The organism is Kribbella qitaiheensis (assembly GCF_014217565.1).
Lineage (GTDB): Bacteria > Actinomycetota > Actinomycetes > Propionibacteriales > Kribbellaceae > Kribbella > Kribbella qitaiheensis_A.
This window is the reverse complement of the sequence record NZ_CP043661.1, coordinates 2840481-2855797: the sequence shown is the minus strand read 5'-3', so window position 1 is coordinate 2855797 and position 15317 is coordinate 2840481. Positions and strand designations below refer to the sequence as shown.

General features: G+C 68.6%; 15 protein-coding genes. 14 read left to right on the top strand and 1 reads right to left on the bottom strand.

What is annotated here, in order from left to right; genetic code table 11:
- Nucleotides 1-4 precede the first annotated feature (4 nt).
- Nucleotides 5-853, bottom strand: a complete 849-nt coding sequence (locus F1D05_RS13130; RefSeq protein WP_185447968.1) for an ROK family protein — start codon at nucleotides 851-853, stop codon at nucleotides 5-7.
- A 68-nt stretch (nucleotides 854-921) separates the two neighbouring features.
- Here F1D05_RS13130 and F1D05_RS13125 point away from each other — a divergent pair, with 68 nt between their 5' ends.
- The 14 genes from F1D05_RS13125 to F1D05_RS13060 all read left to right on the top strand — a co-directional run bounded on the left by F1D05_RS13125 (nucleotide 922) and on the right by F1D05_RS13060 (nucleotide 15289).
- Nucleotides 922-1755, top strand: coding sequence for an alpha/beta fold hydrolase (locus F1D05_RS13125; RefSeq protein ID WP_185447967.1), 834 nt, complete (start codon nucleotides 922-924; stop codon nucleotides 1753-1755).
- A 137-nt stretch (nucleotides 1756-1892) separates the two neighbouring features.
- Complete coding sequence (locus tag F1D05_RS13120) at nucleotides 1893-2492, top strand: hypothetical protein (protein ID WP_185447966.1); 600 nt, start codon at nucleotides 1893-1895, stop codon at nucleotides 2490-2492.
- Between the two features lie 62 nt (nucleotides 2493-2554).
- On the top strand, nucleotides 2555-3232 hold the full coding sequence (locus tag F1D05_RS13115; protein ID WP_185447965.1) for a YcnI family protein: 678 nt from the start codon (nucleotides 2555-2557) through the stop codon (nucleotides 3230-3232).
- Nucleotides 3233-3234: 2 nt separating this feature from the next.
- Nucleotides 3235-3744 (top strand): copper resistance CopC family protein, encoded by a 510-nt coding sequence (locus F1D05_RS13110; RefSeq protein WP_246486654.1) that lies wholly within the window; start codon nucleotides 3235-3237, stop codon nucleotides 3742-3744.
- A complete protein-coding gene (locus F1D05_RS13105; RefSeq protein ID WP_185447964.1) occupies nucleotides 3744-4724 on the top strand; it encodes a copper resistance D family protein in 981 nt (326 codons plus the stop codon). The genes F1D05_RS13110 and F1D05_RS13105 overlap by 1 nt, the downstream gene beginning before the upstream one ends.
- A 45-nt stretch (nucleotides 4725-4769) precedes the next feature.
- Complete coding sequence (locus F1D05_RS13100; RefSeq protein ID WP_185447963.1) at nucleotides 4770-5333, top strand: MarR family winged helix-turn-helix transcriptional regulator; 564 nt, start codon at nucleotides 4770-4772, stop codon at nucleotides 5331-5333.
- A 745-nt stretch (nucleotides 5334-6078) separates the two neighbouring features.
- A complete protein-coding gene (locus tag F1D05_RS13095) occupies nucleotides 6079-7608 on the top strand; it encodes an ABC transporter substrate-binding protein (RefSeq protein WP_185447962.1) in 1530 nt (509 codons plus the stop codon).
- Entirely contained in the window at nucleotides 7609-8547 is a 939-nt protein-coding gene (locus F1D05_RS13090; RefSeq protein WP_185447961.1) for an ABC transporter permease, read from the top strand.
- Nucleotides 8544-9560 carry an ABC transporter permease gene (locus F1D05_RS13085; protein ID WP_246486653.1) on the top strand — a complete coding sequence of 339 codons (1017 nt, stop codon included), beginning with the start codon at nucleotides 8544-8546 and terminating at the stop codon, nucleotides 9558-9560. The genes F1D05_RS13090 and F1D05_RS13085 overlap by 4 nt, the downstream gene beginning before the upstream one ends.
- On the top strand, nucleotides 9557-11470 hold the full coding sequence (locus F1D05_RS13080) for an ABC transporter ATP-binding protein (protein WP_246486652.1): 1914 nt from the start codon (nucleotides 9557-9559) through the stop codon (nucleotides 11468-11470). The genes F1D05_RS13085 and F1D05_RS13080 overlap by 4 nt, the downstream gene beginning before the upstream one ends.
- Nucleotides 11467-12519, top strand: coding sequence for a pyridoxal-phosphate dependent enzyme (locus tag F1D05_RS13075; protein WP_206686191.1), 1053 nt, complete (start codon nucleotides 11467-11469; stop codon nucleotides 12517-12519). The genes F1D05_RS13080 and F1D05_RS13075 overlap by 4 nt, the downstream gene beginning before the upstream one ends.
- Nucleotides 12520-12594: 75 nt before the next feature.
- The gene (locus F1D05_RS13070) at nucleotides 12595-13413 is read left to right on the top strand and encodes a Rossmann-like domain-containing protein (protein ID WP_185447960.1); all 819 of its coding nucleotides are present in this window, start codon (nucleotides 12595-12597) and stop codon (nucleotides 13411-13413) included.
- A gap of 14 nt (nucleotides 13414-13427) precedes the next feature.
- On the top strand, nucleotides 13428-14615 hold the full coding sequence (locus F1D05_RS13065) for an MFS transporter (RefSeq protein ID WP_246486651.1): 1188 nt from the start codon (nucleotides 13428-13430) through the stop codon (nucleotides 14613-14615).
- 20 nt (nucleotides 14616-14635) lie between these two features.
- A complete protein-coding gene (locus F1D05_RS13060) occupies nucleotides 14636-15289 on the top strand; it encodes a DUF1707 SHOCT-like domain-containing protein (RefSeq protein WP_185447959.1) in 654 nt (217 codons plus the stop codon).
- Nucleotides 15290-15317 lie beyond the last annotated feature (28 nt).

Genomic DNA, 15317 nt, shown 5'->3' with positions numbered 1-15317 from the left:
CACCTTAGTTCCGAGCGAAATGAGCGGCCGCGCCGAGGATCGCGGAGTGCTCCGTATCGGCCGTCGCGGCGGCGTGGAACGGGAAGACCGACTCGACCACATCGAACGCCCCGGAGATCGCACCACCCAGTACTACGCGGCTCGCGCCGAACCGTTCGAGCCAGCCGCCCAGCACCTCGGCCAGCACCCCGAAGGTGTCCAGCAGCACCTGACGTGCGACCGCATCACCGCCACGCGCGTGATCGGCGACCTCCTTGACGCCCCAGTTCTCGGGCAGGGCGCCCGCGCGCTCGGAGTACAGGCGCAGGATCGCCCGGGCCGAGATCCAGTCCTCCAACGGCTTGCCCCGGTAGTCGGTGCGGTAGAGCTCGCCGCCGGGCGGCACGCTGTCGCCGGTCCGCACCGCGCGGCCGTCGTCGAGGAAGCCCGACCCGATCCCGGTCCCGATGGTGACGCCGACGCAGCGGTCCTGGCCGCGGAGCGCGCCCGCGGCCCACTCGCCGACCGAGAACGCCTCCGCGTCGTTCAGGAACACCACCTGCTCGACGCCGAGCGACTCCCGCAGAGCCTTGCGCAGATCCAGCCCGTAGAGCGCGGCGAACTTGTCCAGGCGATACCAGGCGACGCCGGTCTCGTAGTCGAACGGCCCCGGCAGCGCCACCGCCAGCCCAGTTGCCAATGGCAACTGCCGGGCCGCGGCGGCCAGCGCTTCGACGATCGCCCCCGCCGACCCCTTGGAGTCGAGCGTCGCCCGCTGCGCCACCTCGACCTGCCACGACCCCGGCCGGACCGAAGCCGCCGTCACATGACTCCCGCCAACCTCCAGCACCGCCACAACTTCCGTCTCACCCATCCGCACATCATCCCTGACGAGTGCGGCCGGTGGCCGGATCGGTTGGATGCCTGGGGCAAACTGACCGTATGGAGATCATGGTCGACGGCGTGAAGGTCAGCTATCACGTCGCTGGGGACGGTCCGGTCTGCCTGGTGCACTCGGGTGGGCCCGGGATCCACTACGACTACCTGCGGATGCCGGAGCTGGAGAAGCACCTGACGATGGTGTACGTCGAGCCCGTCGGCACCGGGAACTCCGGGCTGCTGCCGGACGGCGACTACAGCGTGGCGCGGTATGCGTACTTCGCGGACCAGGTTGCCCAGCACCTCGATGCCGGAAAGGTGTTCTTCCTGGGCCATTCGCACGGTGGTTTCGTCGCGCTGCAGTTCGCGCTCGACTATCCCGAGCACCTCGCCGGAGTCATTGTGTACGACGGGATGGCGTTCAACGGGCAGGAGCTCGGCGAGGAGGCGTTCCGCCAGATCGAGGCGTACGCCGCTCGCAGGCCGGCCGGGGATCCGCTCGCGGCGCAGGTGATCGCGGCGTGGACCGAGGAAACCGAAGAGGACAAGGCGAGCCAGCTCGACGCACTCGGCCGGCTGCTGCCCGTCTATTTCAAGGACTACCCCGCGATCAAGGACCGGATCGCGGACTGGGAATCGCTGGTCGACATCACGGTCGACCCGAACCGGCAGCCCGCGCCCTGGGACGTCCGCGACAGGCTCGGCGCGATCGCCGTACCGGTGCTGGTCATCGTCGGTGAGTACGACTTCATCTGCGGCGAGAAGTGGGGCCGGCAGTTGCACCACGGGATCGAGGACTCCGAGCTGATCGTCCTGCACGACAGCGGCCATTTCGGCCACCTCGAGGAGCCCGAGGCGTTCTACGCGGCGGTCGAGGCCTTCACGGCCAAGCAGTGAAAAGTCCGTAACCGTTCCCGCAACAAGGGGGAACCGATGTCGGCTGCCCGCGCGTAGTGGCTGTGGAACGATGGTCAGCAGCGGGACCCGCCCATCCCGGTCACGCTGCTGCCGCCCTGACGACGAAGGTGACCGGTTTGCGTGCCGAGACGAGTGCGACCTCCGCTGTCGTGACGCTGAGCGTCGCGGTCGCGGTGACCGGGCACGTCCTGGTCCCGGGCGGTTCCGTCCCGCTCGCCGTCGTGCCGCAACTACTCGCGCTGGCTGGTGCCTGTTGGTTGCTCGGTGAGTTCCTGGCCGGGCGGCGATCGCTCGCGATCGTAGTACTGGCCGGGGTGCAGCTCGTCGTCCACCTGACCTTGGGCGCGGCGCATCAAGAGCCGGTCGCTGTTGCCCATGTCCACGAGATGCCGATGGACATGGACATGCCGATGCCGATGGCAACCGAGCCACCGATGCATGCCGGCTTCAGCGGCGCGCTGGCGATGACGGCTGCTCACCTGCTGGCGCTGCTCGCCAGTGTCTTCGTGATCGGCCGCGCGCACGGCTGGGTCACTCGCGTACTTCGGATCCTCGCGCGGCTGGTCCCCGAGGTCCCGGCCGGTCTGATCGTCGTACCGGGTGTCCGGCGCCTGCTGATCGCAGTACAGGAGCCGCGGCGGACCCAACGCTGGCTGAACTCGAACGGATCGCGGCGCGGACCGCCGGCCGGACAAGTGTTGCTCGCCTCGTCCTGACCGGTCACGGGAAAGCCCGTCGACCGGGTGAACTCGTATGTCCGCAAAGGGGTCTCACTGTCATGTCCAAGAAATTCGTACTCCGCGCTGCCGCGATCACCGCGGCCTCGGCGCTCGTCCTGGTCGGAGCCGCCACCTCGGCGTCGGCCCATGTCACGGTGTCGTCGCCGGACGCCAAGCCCGGTGGCTACGCCAAGCTGGTGTTCCGGGTCCCGAGCGAGTCCGACACGGCCAGTACGACGAAGCTGGTCGTCTCGTTGCCGAAGGATCTCCCGTTCGCCAGTGTCGGCGCGCAGGTGAAGGCCGGCTGGAAGGTCGAGAAGACCGAGGAGAAGCTGGCCGCGCCGGTCAAGGCCGGCGACGTGACGCTGACCAAGGCGATCACCACCGTCACCTGGACGTCGGTGCCCGGCGGCGTCGGCGTGCCTCCGAACGAATTCGACGAGTTCGCGCTGTCGGTCGGCCGGCTGCCCGAGGGTGTCGACTCGATCAACTTCCCCGCTGTCCAGACGTACAGTGACGGCGAGGTGGTCAAGTGGGAAGAGCTCGCCAAGGACGGCGCGGAGAAGCCGGAACATCCGGCCCCGGCGCTGAAGCTGACGGCCGCGATCACTCCGGTCGCCGCGACGACAAACGAGACGAAGTCCGGCTCGGGCAACCTGGCGCGGATTCTCGGTGGCGCCGGGTTGCTGGTCGGCCTGATCGGGCTCGCGTTCGGGCTTCGGCCGCGGAAGCCGTAATCGTGCGTCGACTGATCGCAGTACTGGTGGCGTCGCTGTTCGCCCTGGTGGTGTCCGCCGGGGCGGCGGCGGCGCACTCCAAGCTGGAGTCCATGACGCCCGCCGACGGCTCGACGATGGCCGCGCCGCCGACGAAGGTCGTCCTGACGTTCAACGAGCCGGTCGGCAGGACCGGCGCCGAGGTCCAGGTGAAGTCGCCGACCGGGAACAACGTGTCCTCGGGTGACATCCAGGTGATCGACAACCAGGTGACCCAGCCGGTCGGGGCGATGATCGAGGCCGGGAAGTACACCGTCGATGCGCGGATCGTCTCCGCCGACGGGCACCCGGTCACGGTCACCGGTAGCTTCACCGTGACGCACGCCGGCCACGCTCCGGGCAGCGTGGTGCCCACGAGTCAACCCGCAGCCAAGGACAACTCGAACGTGGTGGTCATCGTCGCGATGGTGCTGGTGATGCTCGTGGTCGTCGCGCTGGCGATCGTGATCGTCCGTCGCCGTCCCGCTTCGTGATGAGGAGATTCCTCGGCGTCGGGATGGTTGCCGCAGGCATCGTAGTACTGGTGGTCGCCCTGCTGGTCGCGGGAGGCACACCGAAACCGTTGCCTGCGGGCCTTTCCGGCGCGAGCATGCCGGTGTCCTGGGCGCTTCCCGTACTGCGGCTCGCGGCCGACCTCGCCGCGGTCGCCTGCGTCGGTGGCTTGTTAGCGGCCGTGGTTTTCCTTCCCGCTGAGGGTGGAAAGCTTGTAGGGCAAGGGCTTCGGGCGGTTCAGGATGCGGCCGTCGTCGCCGGAGTGTGGGCAGTGGCGAGCCTCGGCGGATTGGTCGCGACGGCGTCGGTGATTCTCGGCGTACCGCTCTCGCATCTGGCCGAACACGCGGAGCTGGCCGGTGGCCTCAACCAGGTCAGGGCGTTGGCGGTCACCACCGTGCTGATGGCGATTCTGGCAGTGGTGCTCAGCGGTTGTCGCACAGTCGCCACTGCTCGGGTCTGCTTGGTGCTGGCGGCGGCCGCGCTGCTCGGGCCGTTGCTCAACGGGCATGGGGCGATCGAGCGAACCGCGTTTTGGTCCGTACTCGCGACTGCCTCACTCGTCGTCCATGTGTTCGCGGCGACAGTGTGGATCGGTGGGCTTGGCGCTCTCCTGCGGTACGCCCGGGATCGGGTGGCGGTCGAGCGGTTCAGCGCGTTGGCATTGATCTGCGCCGTCTCGGTCGGTGTCACCGGGCTGCTGACGGGCGAGATCCACCTCGGGGGGCGGGAGGACGGCTGGGGGCTGATCACGCAATGGGTGACGAGTGGGTACGGAGCGCTCGTCTTCGCGAAGGCGGTCGCCTTCGCAGTACTCGTTTGTATCGGCTGGTGGCATCGGAAGGCGACACTCCCGTCACTCGCATCCTCGCCCACGGCCTTCTGGCGCTTGGCCGCGGGGGAGCTGGTCCTGATGGGGGCGACCGTCGGGCTCGCCGTTGCCCTCTCGCGCACTCCCTAATCGTCACCTAGGTGATATGTCAACGATGGCCGGTACGATGGGGACATGGCGGGGACACGGTGGCTTGATGCGCGCGAGGCGCATCTCTGGCAGTCGTACCGTGACAGCAACCGCGAGTTGTCCAGCGCACTGGAGACACGGCTGATCAAGAACTCGGGGCTGTCAGGGGCGGACTACGCCTTGCTTCACCCGTTGTCGACGTCCCCGCAAGGAGTACTGCGGACCCGCGATCTCGGCCGCTCGATCGGTTGGGAGCGGAGCCGGTTGTCGCACCAGGTCAGCCGGATGGAGAAGCGCGGACTGGTGGTCCGCGAGGAGTGCGCCTCCGACGCTCGCGGCTCGATGATCCGGCTGACGGACGCCGGCCGGGCGGCGGTCGAAGCAGCCGCGCCCGATCACGCCGACGCCGTCCGCACCTACCTGCTGGACAAGCTCACCCGCGAGGAGCAGGACGTCCTCACCACCCTGCTCGACCGCGTCCTCGCAGGTCTGCCGTACCGCGACCTGTGCCGCGTCGACCCAGCAGACTCCACAGACTGCGACGCTCCCTGCCCCGAAGGGACCGCTGGAGAGACCACCGCAGCCACGCCGGCTACCGCCATCCGCTAGGCGCGACACTCTGGCCACCGTCCGTACTGCACAGCGCGACCAGGACCACGGGGATCGCGCTGTGTCCGAACTGCCGCCTGACCGACCTTGTGCACGAGCTGAGTACTTTCCTCGCCGGATCTACTGATCTGGTGCACAAGGTCGGGCCAACTTCGCGCTATCCAGCGAACAGCCTGCCAGCGACCCGCCCCGCGCGGCGTGCGGCCGACCTTGCACCCGCCTCACCCCAACCTGTCCTGGCCGGGAATCTCGGCCCCGTTCGGTGTGCTCCGCCCCCTCCTGTCGGGGTTTGCCCACTGCTGTACCAGTGGGCGAACCCCCACGCGGCGGGGCGAACCCCCACGCGGCGGGGCGAACCCCCACGCGGCGGGGCGAACCCCCACGCGGCGGGGCGAACCCCCACGCGGCGGGGCGAACCCCCACGCGGCGGGGCGAACCACGCCAGTTGCGGAGGTGGGTGGGGTCGGCCGTGCCCGGGCGGCGCGAACCACACCAGCCCGTCAGTCAGCCCGGCTCGGTGATGCGAATTGTGGCCGCCTTCCGCGCTATGGGGTGCGGCTACCGCCAGTGCGCGGAGGTAGGTGGCGGTGACACGCCGTTACGGTCGGCGGGGGATGTGGTCGGCCGGAAGAATGAGAGGAGTCCGTTCAGATGCGCCTGAATTTGACAACGATTTTCATTAACGGCAGGATTCGACCCGGCGACCACTCCTCGTCGGGGCCCTCTCACCGTGAAGGAAATGCGGATGTCCGAAGCTTTGAACAGACGAGGATTCCTAAGCCTGGCAGGCGGTTTGGCTGTTGCCGCGGTCAGTGGGTGTGGCTCGGGGGACAGCCCGGCGGCGCCGAAGTCCGGTGGGCGGCTGCGGGCGGTGTTCGCCGGGGGTGGCGCCAAAGAGGTCCTCGACCCGCATGTGCAGAGCTTGTTCGTCGACATCGCGCGGCACAAAGCCATCTACGAGAAGCTGGTCGAGCTCGGGCCGGACCTGAAGCCCGTACCGCGGCTCGCGGCGAAGTGGGAGCCGGACGCGCAGGCCGCGACCTGGCGGTTCACCTTGCGGGACGCCACCTTCCACGACGGCAAACCGCTGACGAGCAAGGACGTCCTCTACAGCCTGTCCCGGATCGCCGATCCGACCGCGCCCGAGCGGGTCGCTCAATCCTCGCTCGCCGCTCTCGACCTGCGCCGTTGCAAGGCGATCGACGAGCGGACCATCGAGCTGACCTTGGCCGCGCCGAACGCGGAATTCCCTGCCCTGCTGGCCGGAATCGGCACCCAGATCGTCCGGGACGGGTTCAAGGACCCGACCGAACCGATCGGGACCGGCGCCTTCCGGTTCACCTCGTTCGAGGCCGGTCGCTCGATGGTCGCGGCCCGGTTCGACGACTACTGGGACGGCGCCGCGAAGATCGAGGAGCTGCAGATCCTCTCCGCCGACGCCGAGGCCCGGGCGAACGCCGTACAGGGTGGTCAGGCGGAGTACGCGAACGAGATGACCGCGACTTTCGCCCGGACGGCCGAGGCCGGCAAGACGGTGAAGATCGTCGCTGCGAAGGGATCGACCACGCAGGCGTTCGTGATGAAGGTCGACCAGCCGCCGTTCGACAACCCCGATGTCCGGCTGGCCTTCAAGCTGCTCGCGGATCGGCAGCGGCTGGTGGACGTGGTGCTCGCCGGCCGCGGCGTCGTCGGCAATGACCTGTTCGGCAAGGGATTCCAGTACTACCCGGCCGAGCTGCCGCAGCGCGAGCGGGATGTCGAGCAGGCCAAGGCGTTGCTGAAGAAGGCGGGCCTGATCGGCAAGGAGGTGGAGATCTTCACCTCCGATGCGTCGGCCGGGTTCGTCGAAGCGGCCACGTTGTTCGCCGAGCAGGTCGCCGAGGCCGGCGTGAAGCTCAAGGTGACGACCGGAAGCGCCCAGACCTACGCGAAAGACCTGCTCACCAAGGGCGCGATGGGGAGTCATCGGTCCGGCGCGATGCCGATCCCGCAATACATCACCGATCGGTTGCTGACGAAGTCGCCGTTCAATGTGACGCATTGGCGCCGGCCGGCTTTCGATGCCGCCTTCGCCGCGGCACAGGTGCAGACCGACGAGGCCGCCCGCGCCGCGAAGTACGGCATACTGCAGAAGGCGTTGCGGGACGAGGGTGGGATTCTTGCCTGGGGGCATCCGGACTTCCTGATCGCGATCTCGTCGAAGGTGCAGGGCGTCCAGGCGGTGCCGCCGAACACTGTCGACTCGGGTCGGTTCGACAAGGTGTGGCTGGCCTGAATGCGGTCGTACGCCGCCCAGCGGGCCGCCTTGGCGGTAGTCCAGCTGGCTGTCCTGTCCGTTCTGGTCTTCGTGCTGACCGCGTTGCTGCCGGGCGATGCCGCCGACATGCGGTTCACCGAGACGCTCACACCTGACCAGGTTGCGCGCTTGCGATCGCAACTCGGGCTCGATCAGCCCGCGGTCGAACGGTTCGTGCACTGGTTCGGGAACGTGCTGACGGGCGATCTAGGGTCATCGCTGATCAGTGGCGGACCGGTGCTCGACATCGTGAAGGCATCGGTCGGCGCGACGCTGGTGCTGACGCTGGCAACGTTGGCCGTGGTGGTTCCGGCTGCGGTCGCGCTCGGGTTGCTGATGGGGACCCGGGAGAACGGTCGCGTCGATCGGGTCATCACGTCGATCACGCTGGCGTTGAGCGCGATCCCGGACTTCGTGATCGCGGTCGTCCTGGTCACCTTGTTCTCGCTGAAGCTCGGTTGGCTTCCGGCGACCTGGGTCGGCGGTGACGTGCTCGCCAGTCCTGTGTTGCTCGTGCTGCCGGTCGCCGTCCTGCTCGGTCGGACGGTGTGTCTGCTGTCGCGCCAGGTCCGGGCCGGCACGATCAACGCGCTCAATGCCGACTACGTCGTACAGGCTCGGCGGCTCGGCGTACCGCGTCGGCAGTTGCTGTTGCGGCATGTGCTGCCGAACGCGGCTGTGCCTGGTGTGCAGGAGTTGGCGCGGACCGGGGACACCTTGCTGGGTGGGGTTCTGGTGGTCGAGGCGATCTTCGCGATCCCCGGCTTCGCGACGGCGTTGGTGAACGGCGTGGAGACGCGGGACGTGCCGGTGGTGCAAGGGCTGACGCTGGTACTGGCGGTCGCCGCGTTGCTGATCAACCTCGCCGCCGACCTGGTCTGCAACCGCCTCGTCCCCCGGACGGAGCTGCTGCGATGACCTCCGACGAGCCGCGGCCTGCTGCCGACGACCCGGTCGTGGGACGGCGCACGCCCGATGAGGCGGGGGTGGGACGGCGTACGCCCGATGGGGCGGGGGTGGGACGGCGTACGTCCGATGGGGCGGGGGTGCGGCGGCGTACGTCCGATGGGGCGGGGGTGGGACGGCGCACGTCCGATGGGGCGGGGGTGCGGCGGCCGTGGCGTTCGGTTGGAGCCCGTACGCCGTTGGTCGTGTCCGCTGCGCTGGTGCTGGTTCCGTTGCTGGTGGCGATCTTCGGGCCGTTGGTGTCGCTGGATGCGAGGCGGGGGCTGCCGTACGAAGGTGGTGCACGGCTGGGGACGGACGGGCTCGGGCGGGACGTACTTCAGTTGCTGCTTGTCGGCGGTCGGACGGCGCTGGGGATGGCGGTTGGTGCGGTGGCGATCGCCTATCTGATCGGCGGGCTGATCGGGCTGGTCGCTGCGTCCACGAGGCATAGGTGGGTCGACGAGGTGCTGATTCGCCCGCTGGATGTGTTGTTGCCGTTGCCGTCCTTGCTCGTGATCAGTGTGGTGGCCGTCGGGTGGCGGGCTTCGCCCTTGGCGATCACCTTGGCTGTTGCCATGGTCAACGTTCCGACGGTGGCTCGGTTGGTGCGAGCCGCCGCGTTGGATGCTGCGAGTGGGCCGGTGGTCGAGGCGTTGCGGATGCAGCGGGAGAGCTGGGTGGGGATCCAGCTCGGGTACGTCGGCCGGTCGGTGCTCGGTCCGGTGGCGGCGGATGTCGGGACGCGGATCACCTTGGCGGTGTTCCTTGTTGCCTCGGTCAACTTTCTGGGATTGGGGCTGAGCCCGACCGCACCCGACTGGGCGGTCAGTGTTTCGCGCAACAGGGAAGGCGTACTGCTGCAGCCGTGGGCGGTGATAGCGCCGGCCCTGATGCTGGTGGCGTTCACGCTCGGCTTCAACCTGCTCGCCGACCGCCTCGTCCACCGCTCGCGACGCCTGGCGAGAGCTGAGGTGAACGGATGAAGCCGGTGGTCGAGGTGAGTGGGCTGTCGGCGGTAGCGGGTTCCGCGATTCTCGTCGACGGGGTCGACTTCCAGGTCTGGCCCGGGCAGGTGACGGCCCTGGTCGGCGCCTCAGGCTCAGGCAAGACCACCTCCGCCCTCGCACTGCTGGGCGAGCACGGCGCCGGCGTGCGCCTCGCGGGCCGGGTAACGGTCGATGGCGAGGATCTCCTGCTGGCGCCCAAGGTGCAGAGCGCGAGTGGCAGGGCGGGGTCGGGCGAGGGAGCGGGGTCGGGGTCGGGCTCGGGCGAGGGATCGGGCTCGGGCGAGGGAGCGGAGTCGGGCGAGGGGAGGGGGTCGGGCTCGGGCTCGGGCTCCGGGACGGGGACGCGGTCGGGCGAGAGGGGTGCCTCTGGTCTGGGGAGGGGCCTCGCCTCCTGGGGAGGCGGGGTGGATCTGGTTGTTGCCTCGAGGATTCGGGGGCGGGTGGTGGCGTATATGCCTCAGCATCCGGGGAGTGCGTTGAATCCGGCGCGGCGGATCGGGGCTGGGCTTCGGGAGTTGGGGAGATTGCATCATCCGGGGGAGGGGGTGGTTGCGGAGGCTGTGCGGGCGGCGCAGTTGGCGGGGGATCGGGGGACGTTGCGGAGGTTTCCGCATCAGTTCTCCGGGGGGCAGCGGCAGCGGATCGCGTTGGCGCAGGCGATGGTCTGCCGTCCGAAGGTGCTGGTGCTCGATGAGCCGAGTACGGGGCTGGATTCGATCACCCGGTTGCAATTGGTGACTGAGCTCCGGGAGCTGGCTGAGCAAGGGCTGGGGGTTTTGCTGCTGAGTCACGATCTCGACCTGGTGCGTGCGCTGGCGCAGTACGTCGTGGTGCTGGACGCGGGGCGGGTGCTCGACGCCGGTGGGACGGATGTTCTTCCAGCTGCAACACAAATCCGGGCCCGGCCGGGAACCACCGAGGGTGCGGCACCGTTGCTCCAGGCAATGAACCTGTCCGCCTCGGTCCGTACTCGCGGGCGCGACCCAATCCTGCAGGAGGTCGATCTCGCCGTGCCGGCCGGTGGCTGCGTGGGTGTGGTCGGCCGTTCCGGTAGTGGCAAGACGACGCTGGCCCGCTGCCTGGCCGGCCTGCACGAACGCCAGACCGGCCGGATCACCCTGTCTGGTCAGGAACTTCCCGTACTGCGGAAGCGGTCCGCCGAGCAGACCAGGCGGGTCCAGTACGTGTGGCAGGAGGTCCGCGGCTCCTTCGACGAACGCCGTCGGGTCGACGACCAGGTAGCCCGTACTGCGGTGCGCCTACGTGGCATCAGCGAAGTGGAAGCGAAAGCCGAAGCGATCGCGACACTCGCCCGGCTGGGTGTCTCTGCCACGGTGGCGGCCAGACCTCCGAGCAGGTTGTCGGGTGGGGAGCTCCAACGAGCGGCGATCGCACGAGCATTGCTCGCTCGTCCCGACGTACTGGTCTGCGACGAGATCACCACCGCGCTCGACGAGCACGGCACCGGTCTCGTTGTCGAGTTGCTCACCGAGCTGAAGGACGCCGGGACGGCGCTGGTCTGGATCAGTCACGACCTCGGACTGGTCGCCGCGGTCTCCGATCACGTGCTGGTGCTGGACGACGGCCGGGTGATCGAGCAGGGGCCGCCGAAGGCGGTGATGGCGGAGCCGGTTCACGACGTGACCCAGCGGCTGGTGAGGGCCGCTCGCATCGGCCGAAGCGAACCCGGCCCGGATCCCCGGCCGCAGAGGCCGGCCACGCCGCAAGACGCATCACCGAAGACCGCGGCACCGAAGACCGCGGGGGCCGAGACCGCAGTACCGAAGACCGCAGTACCCGAGACCGCGGTACTGGAAGAAACCGAAGCACTCGAGCCTCCGCCCGCGCTGAGTTGTGCCGACACGAGGAGCGAACCGCAGCGATGAAGCCGTCCCGATTGCACGATCATCTGGCGGAGGCGATCAAGGATCCCGACCCGATCCGGGTCGGTGACGACCTGATCTGCCTGCGGTTCGAGACGATGAAGGTGTACTCCGCGCTCGGCGCGGTCCGGCATCTGCTCGACAGCGGCGCGGTGAAGCCGGGTGACACCCTGATCGATTCCTCCAGCGGGATCTACGCGCACGCGCTCGCGCTGGCCTGCCACCGGTACGGGATGAAGTGCCACATCGTCGGCTCGACCACCGTCGACCGGCCTCTGAAGATCCAGCTCGAGATCCTCGGCGCGACGATCGAGCAGGTGCCGTCGTCGAACAACCTGCAGCTGGACCAGAACCTCCGGGTCCGCCGGATCGGCGAGATCCTGCGCGACAACCCGACGTACCACTGGATGCGGCAGTACCACGACGAAATCCACTACCTCGGCTACAGCGCGGTCGCGGATCTCGTCGACGACCTGGTGCCGACCGGGCCACTGTGCCTGGTCGGTGGCGTGGGGACGGGGGCGTCGACCGGGGCGATCGCGGCCTTCTTGCGGGATCGCGGCCGGGATGTGAACCTGGTCGGCGTCCAGCCGTTCGGCAGCATCACGTTCGGGGCCGGGCACACCCAGGATCCGGAGATGATCATCGCCGGCATCGGCAGCTCGATCGAGTTCCAGAACGTGCGGCACGACCTGTACGACCGGCTGCACTGGGTCTCGTTCGAGTACGCGATGTCGGCCGCGGTCGATCTGCTCCGTACGTCCGGAGTCTTCGCCGGGCTGTCCGCGGGAGCGGCCTATCTGTCGGCGTTGTGGGAGCACAACTGCGACAGCAGCCGGAAGCACGTCTTCCTCGCTGCTGACACAGGCACCCGGTACGTCGAGTCGGCTTTTGCCCGGCATGCCGAGGCCCGGCCGATGAACGCGATGCGACCGCGCGAGATCGAGTCGCTGGACGACCTCGCCGTACCGTGGTCGGCGATGTCCTGGGACCGGCGCGAGTCGTCCCAGCTGCGGCGCCGCGAGTTCCCATCTGCGACCCCGTCGCATTAGTGTGGGCTGGGTGCCGGGGTATGTGCCGCAGTTGTCCGCCCTGTCCTACGACGCCGAAAGGCTGGCTGATCTGCCATGACCTCTGTTGCTCTACTTGCTGAATCGGTGCTTGCGGGGGAGCGCGGTCCGGCGCCGTCCGAGTTGTCCGTGATCAGCGCCTTCTGGCTGCATCACACGACCCGGCTGCCGGGTGCGGATGTCACCTACCGGAACTACTACGTGCTGCTCCGCGTCGGTGAGGTGTTCGGCGCGTGCTCCTTCGAAGCGGGTGAGCTGGACCCGGCGTACTGCGAGGAGACGTCCGGACTCTCGCTGGACAAGCTGATCGCGGACGCGCCACTGCCGGTCCGTATCGCCGCCCTCGATGCGTACCTCGCATCGGTCGAGCCTCACCACACCGCAGTCGGTGCGGAAGAAGTCGTCCTGCCAGCCGGTACGCCGGACGTTCGCGCGCGGGCCCGGGATGCCGCGGTCGCGGGACTCCTGGATGTCCGGGCCGGTTCCAAGGTCGCGTTGATCGGCGTGGTGAACCCGCTGGTGGACGCCATCACCGAACGCGGCGGAGTCTGTCTGCCGTGTGATTTCAACCTCGTCCAGACAGCTTCCGGATTGCCGGTTTCTCGCGACATGACGGAGGTCATCGATGCCGCCGACGCCGTCGTGGCCACCGGAATGACCTTGAGCAACGGGAGTTTCGACCTACTCATTGATCGTTGCCGTGAGCAAGAGAAGCCGTTGGCGGTCTATGCTCAGACGGGCAGTGCGGTGGTGCGCGCGTTCCTCGGCTCCGGGGTGACCGCACTGTCCGCGGAGCCCTTTCCCTTTTCCCAGTTCAGCTCCCGCCCGTCGAGCTTGTACCGCTATCGCAGCATGATCGGAGACGTCCGGACGTGAGTACCGACAACCTCATGGTTGACACCGTGCCGGGGGACCTGCGGATGGCCAAGCGGTTGTGGCCGTTCCTGCTGGCCTCGACGGTCAGCCTCATCCCGTTCACCGTGTTCGGCATGTATCTGGTGCCGATCGCGGCCGCGACGGGCGGGAGCGTGGCGGAGATCGGCGGGCTGCGGGGGCTCGGCGGACTCGCGGCACTGATCGTCGGAGTCGCGCTGGCGCCGATGATCGACCGGCTCGCGCGCGAGCTCGTGGCTGCCGGTGGTCTTGCGTTGCTGGGGATCTCGGCCGCATCGGGTGCTATTGGCAACGTCTTCGCGCTGGCCGCGTTCTGCCTGCTGATCGGGGCGTCGACCTCGATCCTCGGGCCGTCGATCGGTGCCGCTGCCGCGGACCGGTTCGCGTCTCCTGCCGCGGCCGGTCGGGCTGTCACGCTGGTCTCGGCGACGACGTCGATGATGGCGATGCTGGCCGCGCCCGTGCTCGCAGTACCGGGTCTTGTCTGGGGGTGGCGAGGGAATCTGCTCGCCGCGTCGGTGATCTCGCTCGCGCTGTCGGCGGCGTTCTTCTGGCGTGGCCGGGGGCGGAAGGCGCCAGTGCGAGGTAGCGGTGAACGGCTCGGGTACGTCGCGACGTACAGGGCGTTGGCGCGGATCCCAGGTGCGCTTCCGTTGCTCGCGGTGGCGTTGCTGCGGACAGCCGCGTTCATGGGCTATCTGGCTTATCTGGCAGCGTTCTACGACGACAAGTTCGACCTGGCACCGGGGTGGTTCGCGCTGGTCTGGTCGCTCAGCGGGGCTTCGTTCTTCATCGGCAATCTGTTCTCCGGCCGCTATCTCGCGCTCGAGCGGCCGTGGATCAGGCCCGAGAAACTGCTCGTGCTCGGGGTGAGCGTCGCGCTGGTCAGCGTGACCGCCTTCTACTTCTCGCCGACGCTGCCGTCGACGCTGGTGCTGACCGCCTTGATGGGCGCGAGCCACGCGACGGTTGCCGCGTGCGTCACGACATTGCTCGTACGGCGAAGTGGCGATCTGCGCGGATCCGCGCTGGGGATCAATGCCGCCGGGATGAGTCTCGGGGTCTTCCTCGGTGCGGCGGTCGGCGGACTCGGTCTGGGGCTCGGGGGTTACCCCGGTACGGCCCTGGCTTTCGCGGTGATCACCCTCGTCGCGCTCCTTTTCGCGTTCCGAGTGCGCCGCTAGGAGGTCTATCGTTCGGTCCTATGGAGAACCTGCCCGAGCCTCAGAACCCGCATGCGCATCTGCGCGCGTCCGACACCGACCGCGACCAGGTCGTCGAGGTACTGCGGGATGCGCTGATGACCGGGCGGCTGACGCAGGACGAGCATGCCGAGCGGCTCGAGCAGACACTGACGGCGCGGACCATCGGCGAGCTCGAGCCGATCACCCAGGACCTGGCCGTGCCCGGACAGACCTTCCGGCCGGCCGCCGCGGCGGCGCCGTCGAACAGCCCGGTACCGATCGAGGAGCCGGCCAATCCGTCCGACAGTTTCGAGACCATGGTCGGCATCTTCGGTGGCGGCGAACGTCGCGGCCGCTGGCGCGTGAAGCGGCGGACCAACGCCCTGTGCATCTTCGGCGGCTACGACCTGGACATGACCGATGCGGTCTTCGAGGGCCGCGAGGTGACGATCTGGGCGATCGCGATCTTCGGTGGCGTCGACATCACCGTGCCGGACAGCGTCAACGTCCGCAACGAGGGCGTCGGCATCTTCGGCGGTTTCGCGGCCCGCGGCAGCGACGACCCGGACCCGAACGCGCCCACGGTTGTCGTCAAGGGCCTGGCCCTCTTCGGTGGCGTCGGCGGCCAGACCAGCTCCCGCCGCCACCGCAACAAGAAGGACAGAGGCCACTAGCCACCTTGCGTCCGAAGAGCCGGGGGGC

What these genes read in the sequence shown, in the direction of transcription:
- F1D05_RS13130 (WP_185447968.1), bottom strand. Translation starts at nt 853, where the DNA reads ATGGGTGAGACGGAAGTTGTGGCGGTGCTGGAGGTTGGCGGGAGTCAT.
- F1D05_RS13125 (WP_185447967.1), top strand. Translation starts at nt 922, where the DNA reads ATGGAGATCATGGTCGACGGCGTGAAGGTCAGCTATCACGTCGCTGGG.
- F1D05_RS13115 (WP_185447965.1), top strand. Translation starts at nt 2,555, where the DNA reads ATGTCCAAGAAATTCGTACTCCGCGCTGCCGCGATCACCGCGGCCTCG.
- F1D05_RS13105 (WP_185447964.1), top strand. Translation starts at nt 3,744, where the DNA reads ATGAGGAGATTCCTCGGCGTCGGGATGGTTGCCGCAGGCATCGTAGTA.
- F1D05_RS13100 (WP_185447963.1), top strand. Translation starts at nt 4,770, where the DNA reads ATGGCGGGGACACGGTGGCTTGATGCGCGCGAGGCGCATCTCTGGCAG.
- F1D05_RS13095 (WP_185447962.1), top strand. Translation starts at nt 6,079, where the DNA reads ATGTCCGAAGCTTTGAACAGACGAGGATTCCTAAGCCTGGCAGGCGGT.
- F1D05_RS13090 (WP_185447961.1), top strand. Translation starts at nt 7,609, where the DNA reads ATGCGGTCGTACGCCGCCCAGCGGGCCGCCTTGGCGGTAGTCCAGCTG.
- F1D05_RS13085 (WP_246486653.1), top strand. Translation starts at nt 8,544, where the DNA reads ATGACCTCCGACGAGCCGCGGCCTGCTGCCGACGACCCGGTCGTGGGA.
- F1D05_RS13080 (WP_246486652.1), top strand. Translation starts at nt 9,557, where the DNA reads ATGAAGCCGGTGGTCGAGGTGAGTGGGCTGTCGGCGGTAGCGGGTTCC.
- F1D05_RS13075 (WP_206686191.1), top strand. Translation starts at nt 11,467, where the DNA reads ATGAAGCCGTCCCGATTGCACGATCATCTGGCGGAGGCGATCAAGGAT.
- F1D05_RS13070 (WP_185447960.1), top strand. Translation starts at nt 12,595, where the DNA reads ATGACCTCTGTTGCTCTACTTGCTGAATCGGTGCTTGCGGGGGAGCGC.
- F1D05_RS13065 (WP_246486651.1), top strand. Translation starts at nt 13,428, where the DNA reads ATGGTTGACACCGTGCCGGGGGACCTGCGGATGGCCAAGCGGTTGTGG.
- F1D05_RS13060 (WP_185447959.1), top strand. Translation starts at nt 14,636, where the DNA reads ATGGAGAACCTGCCCGAGCCTCAGAACCCGCATGCGCATCTGCGCGCG.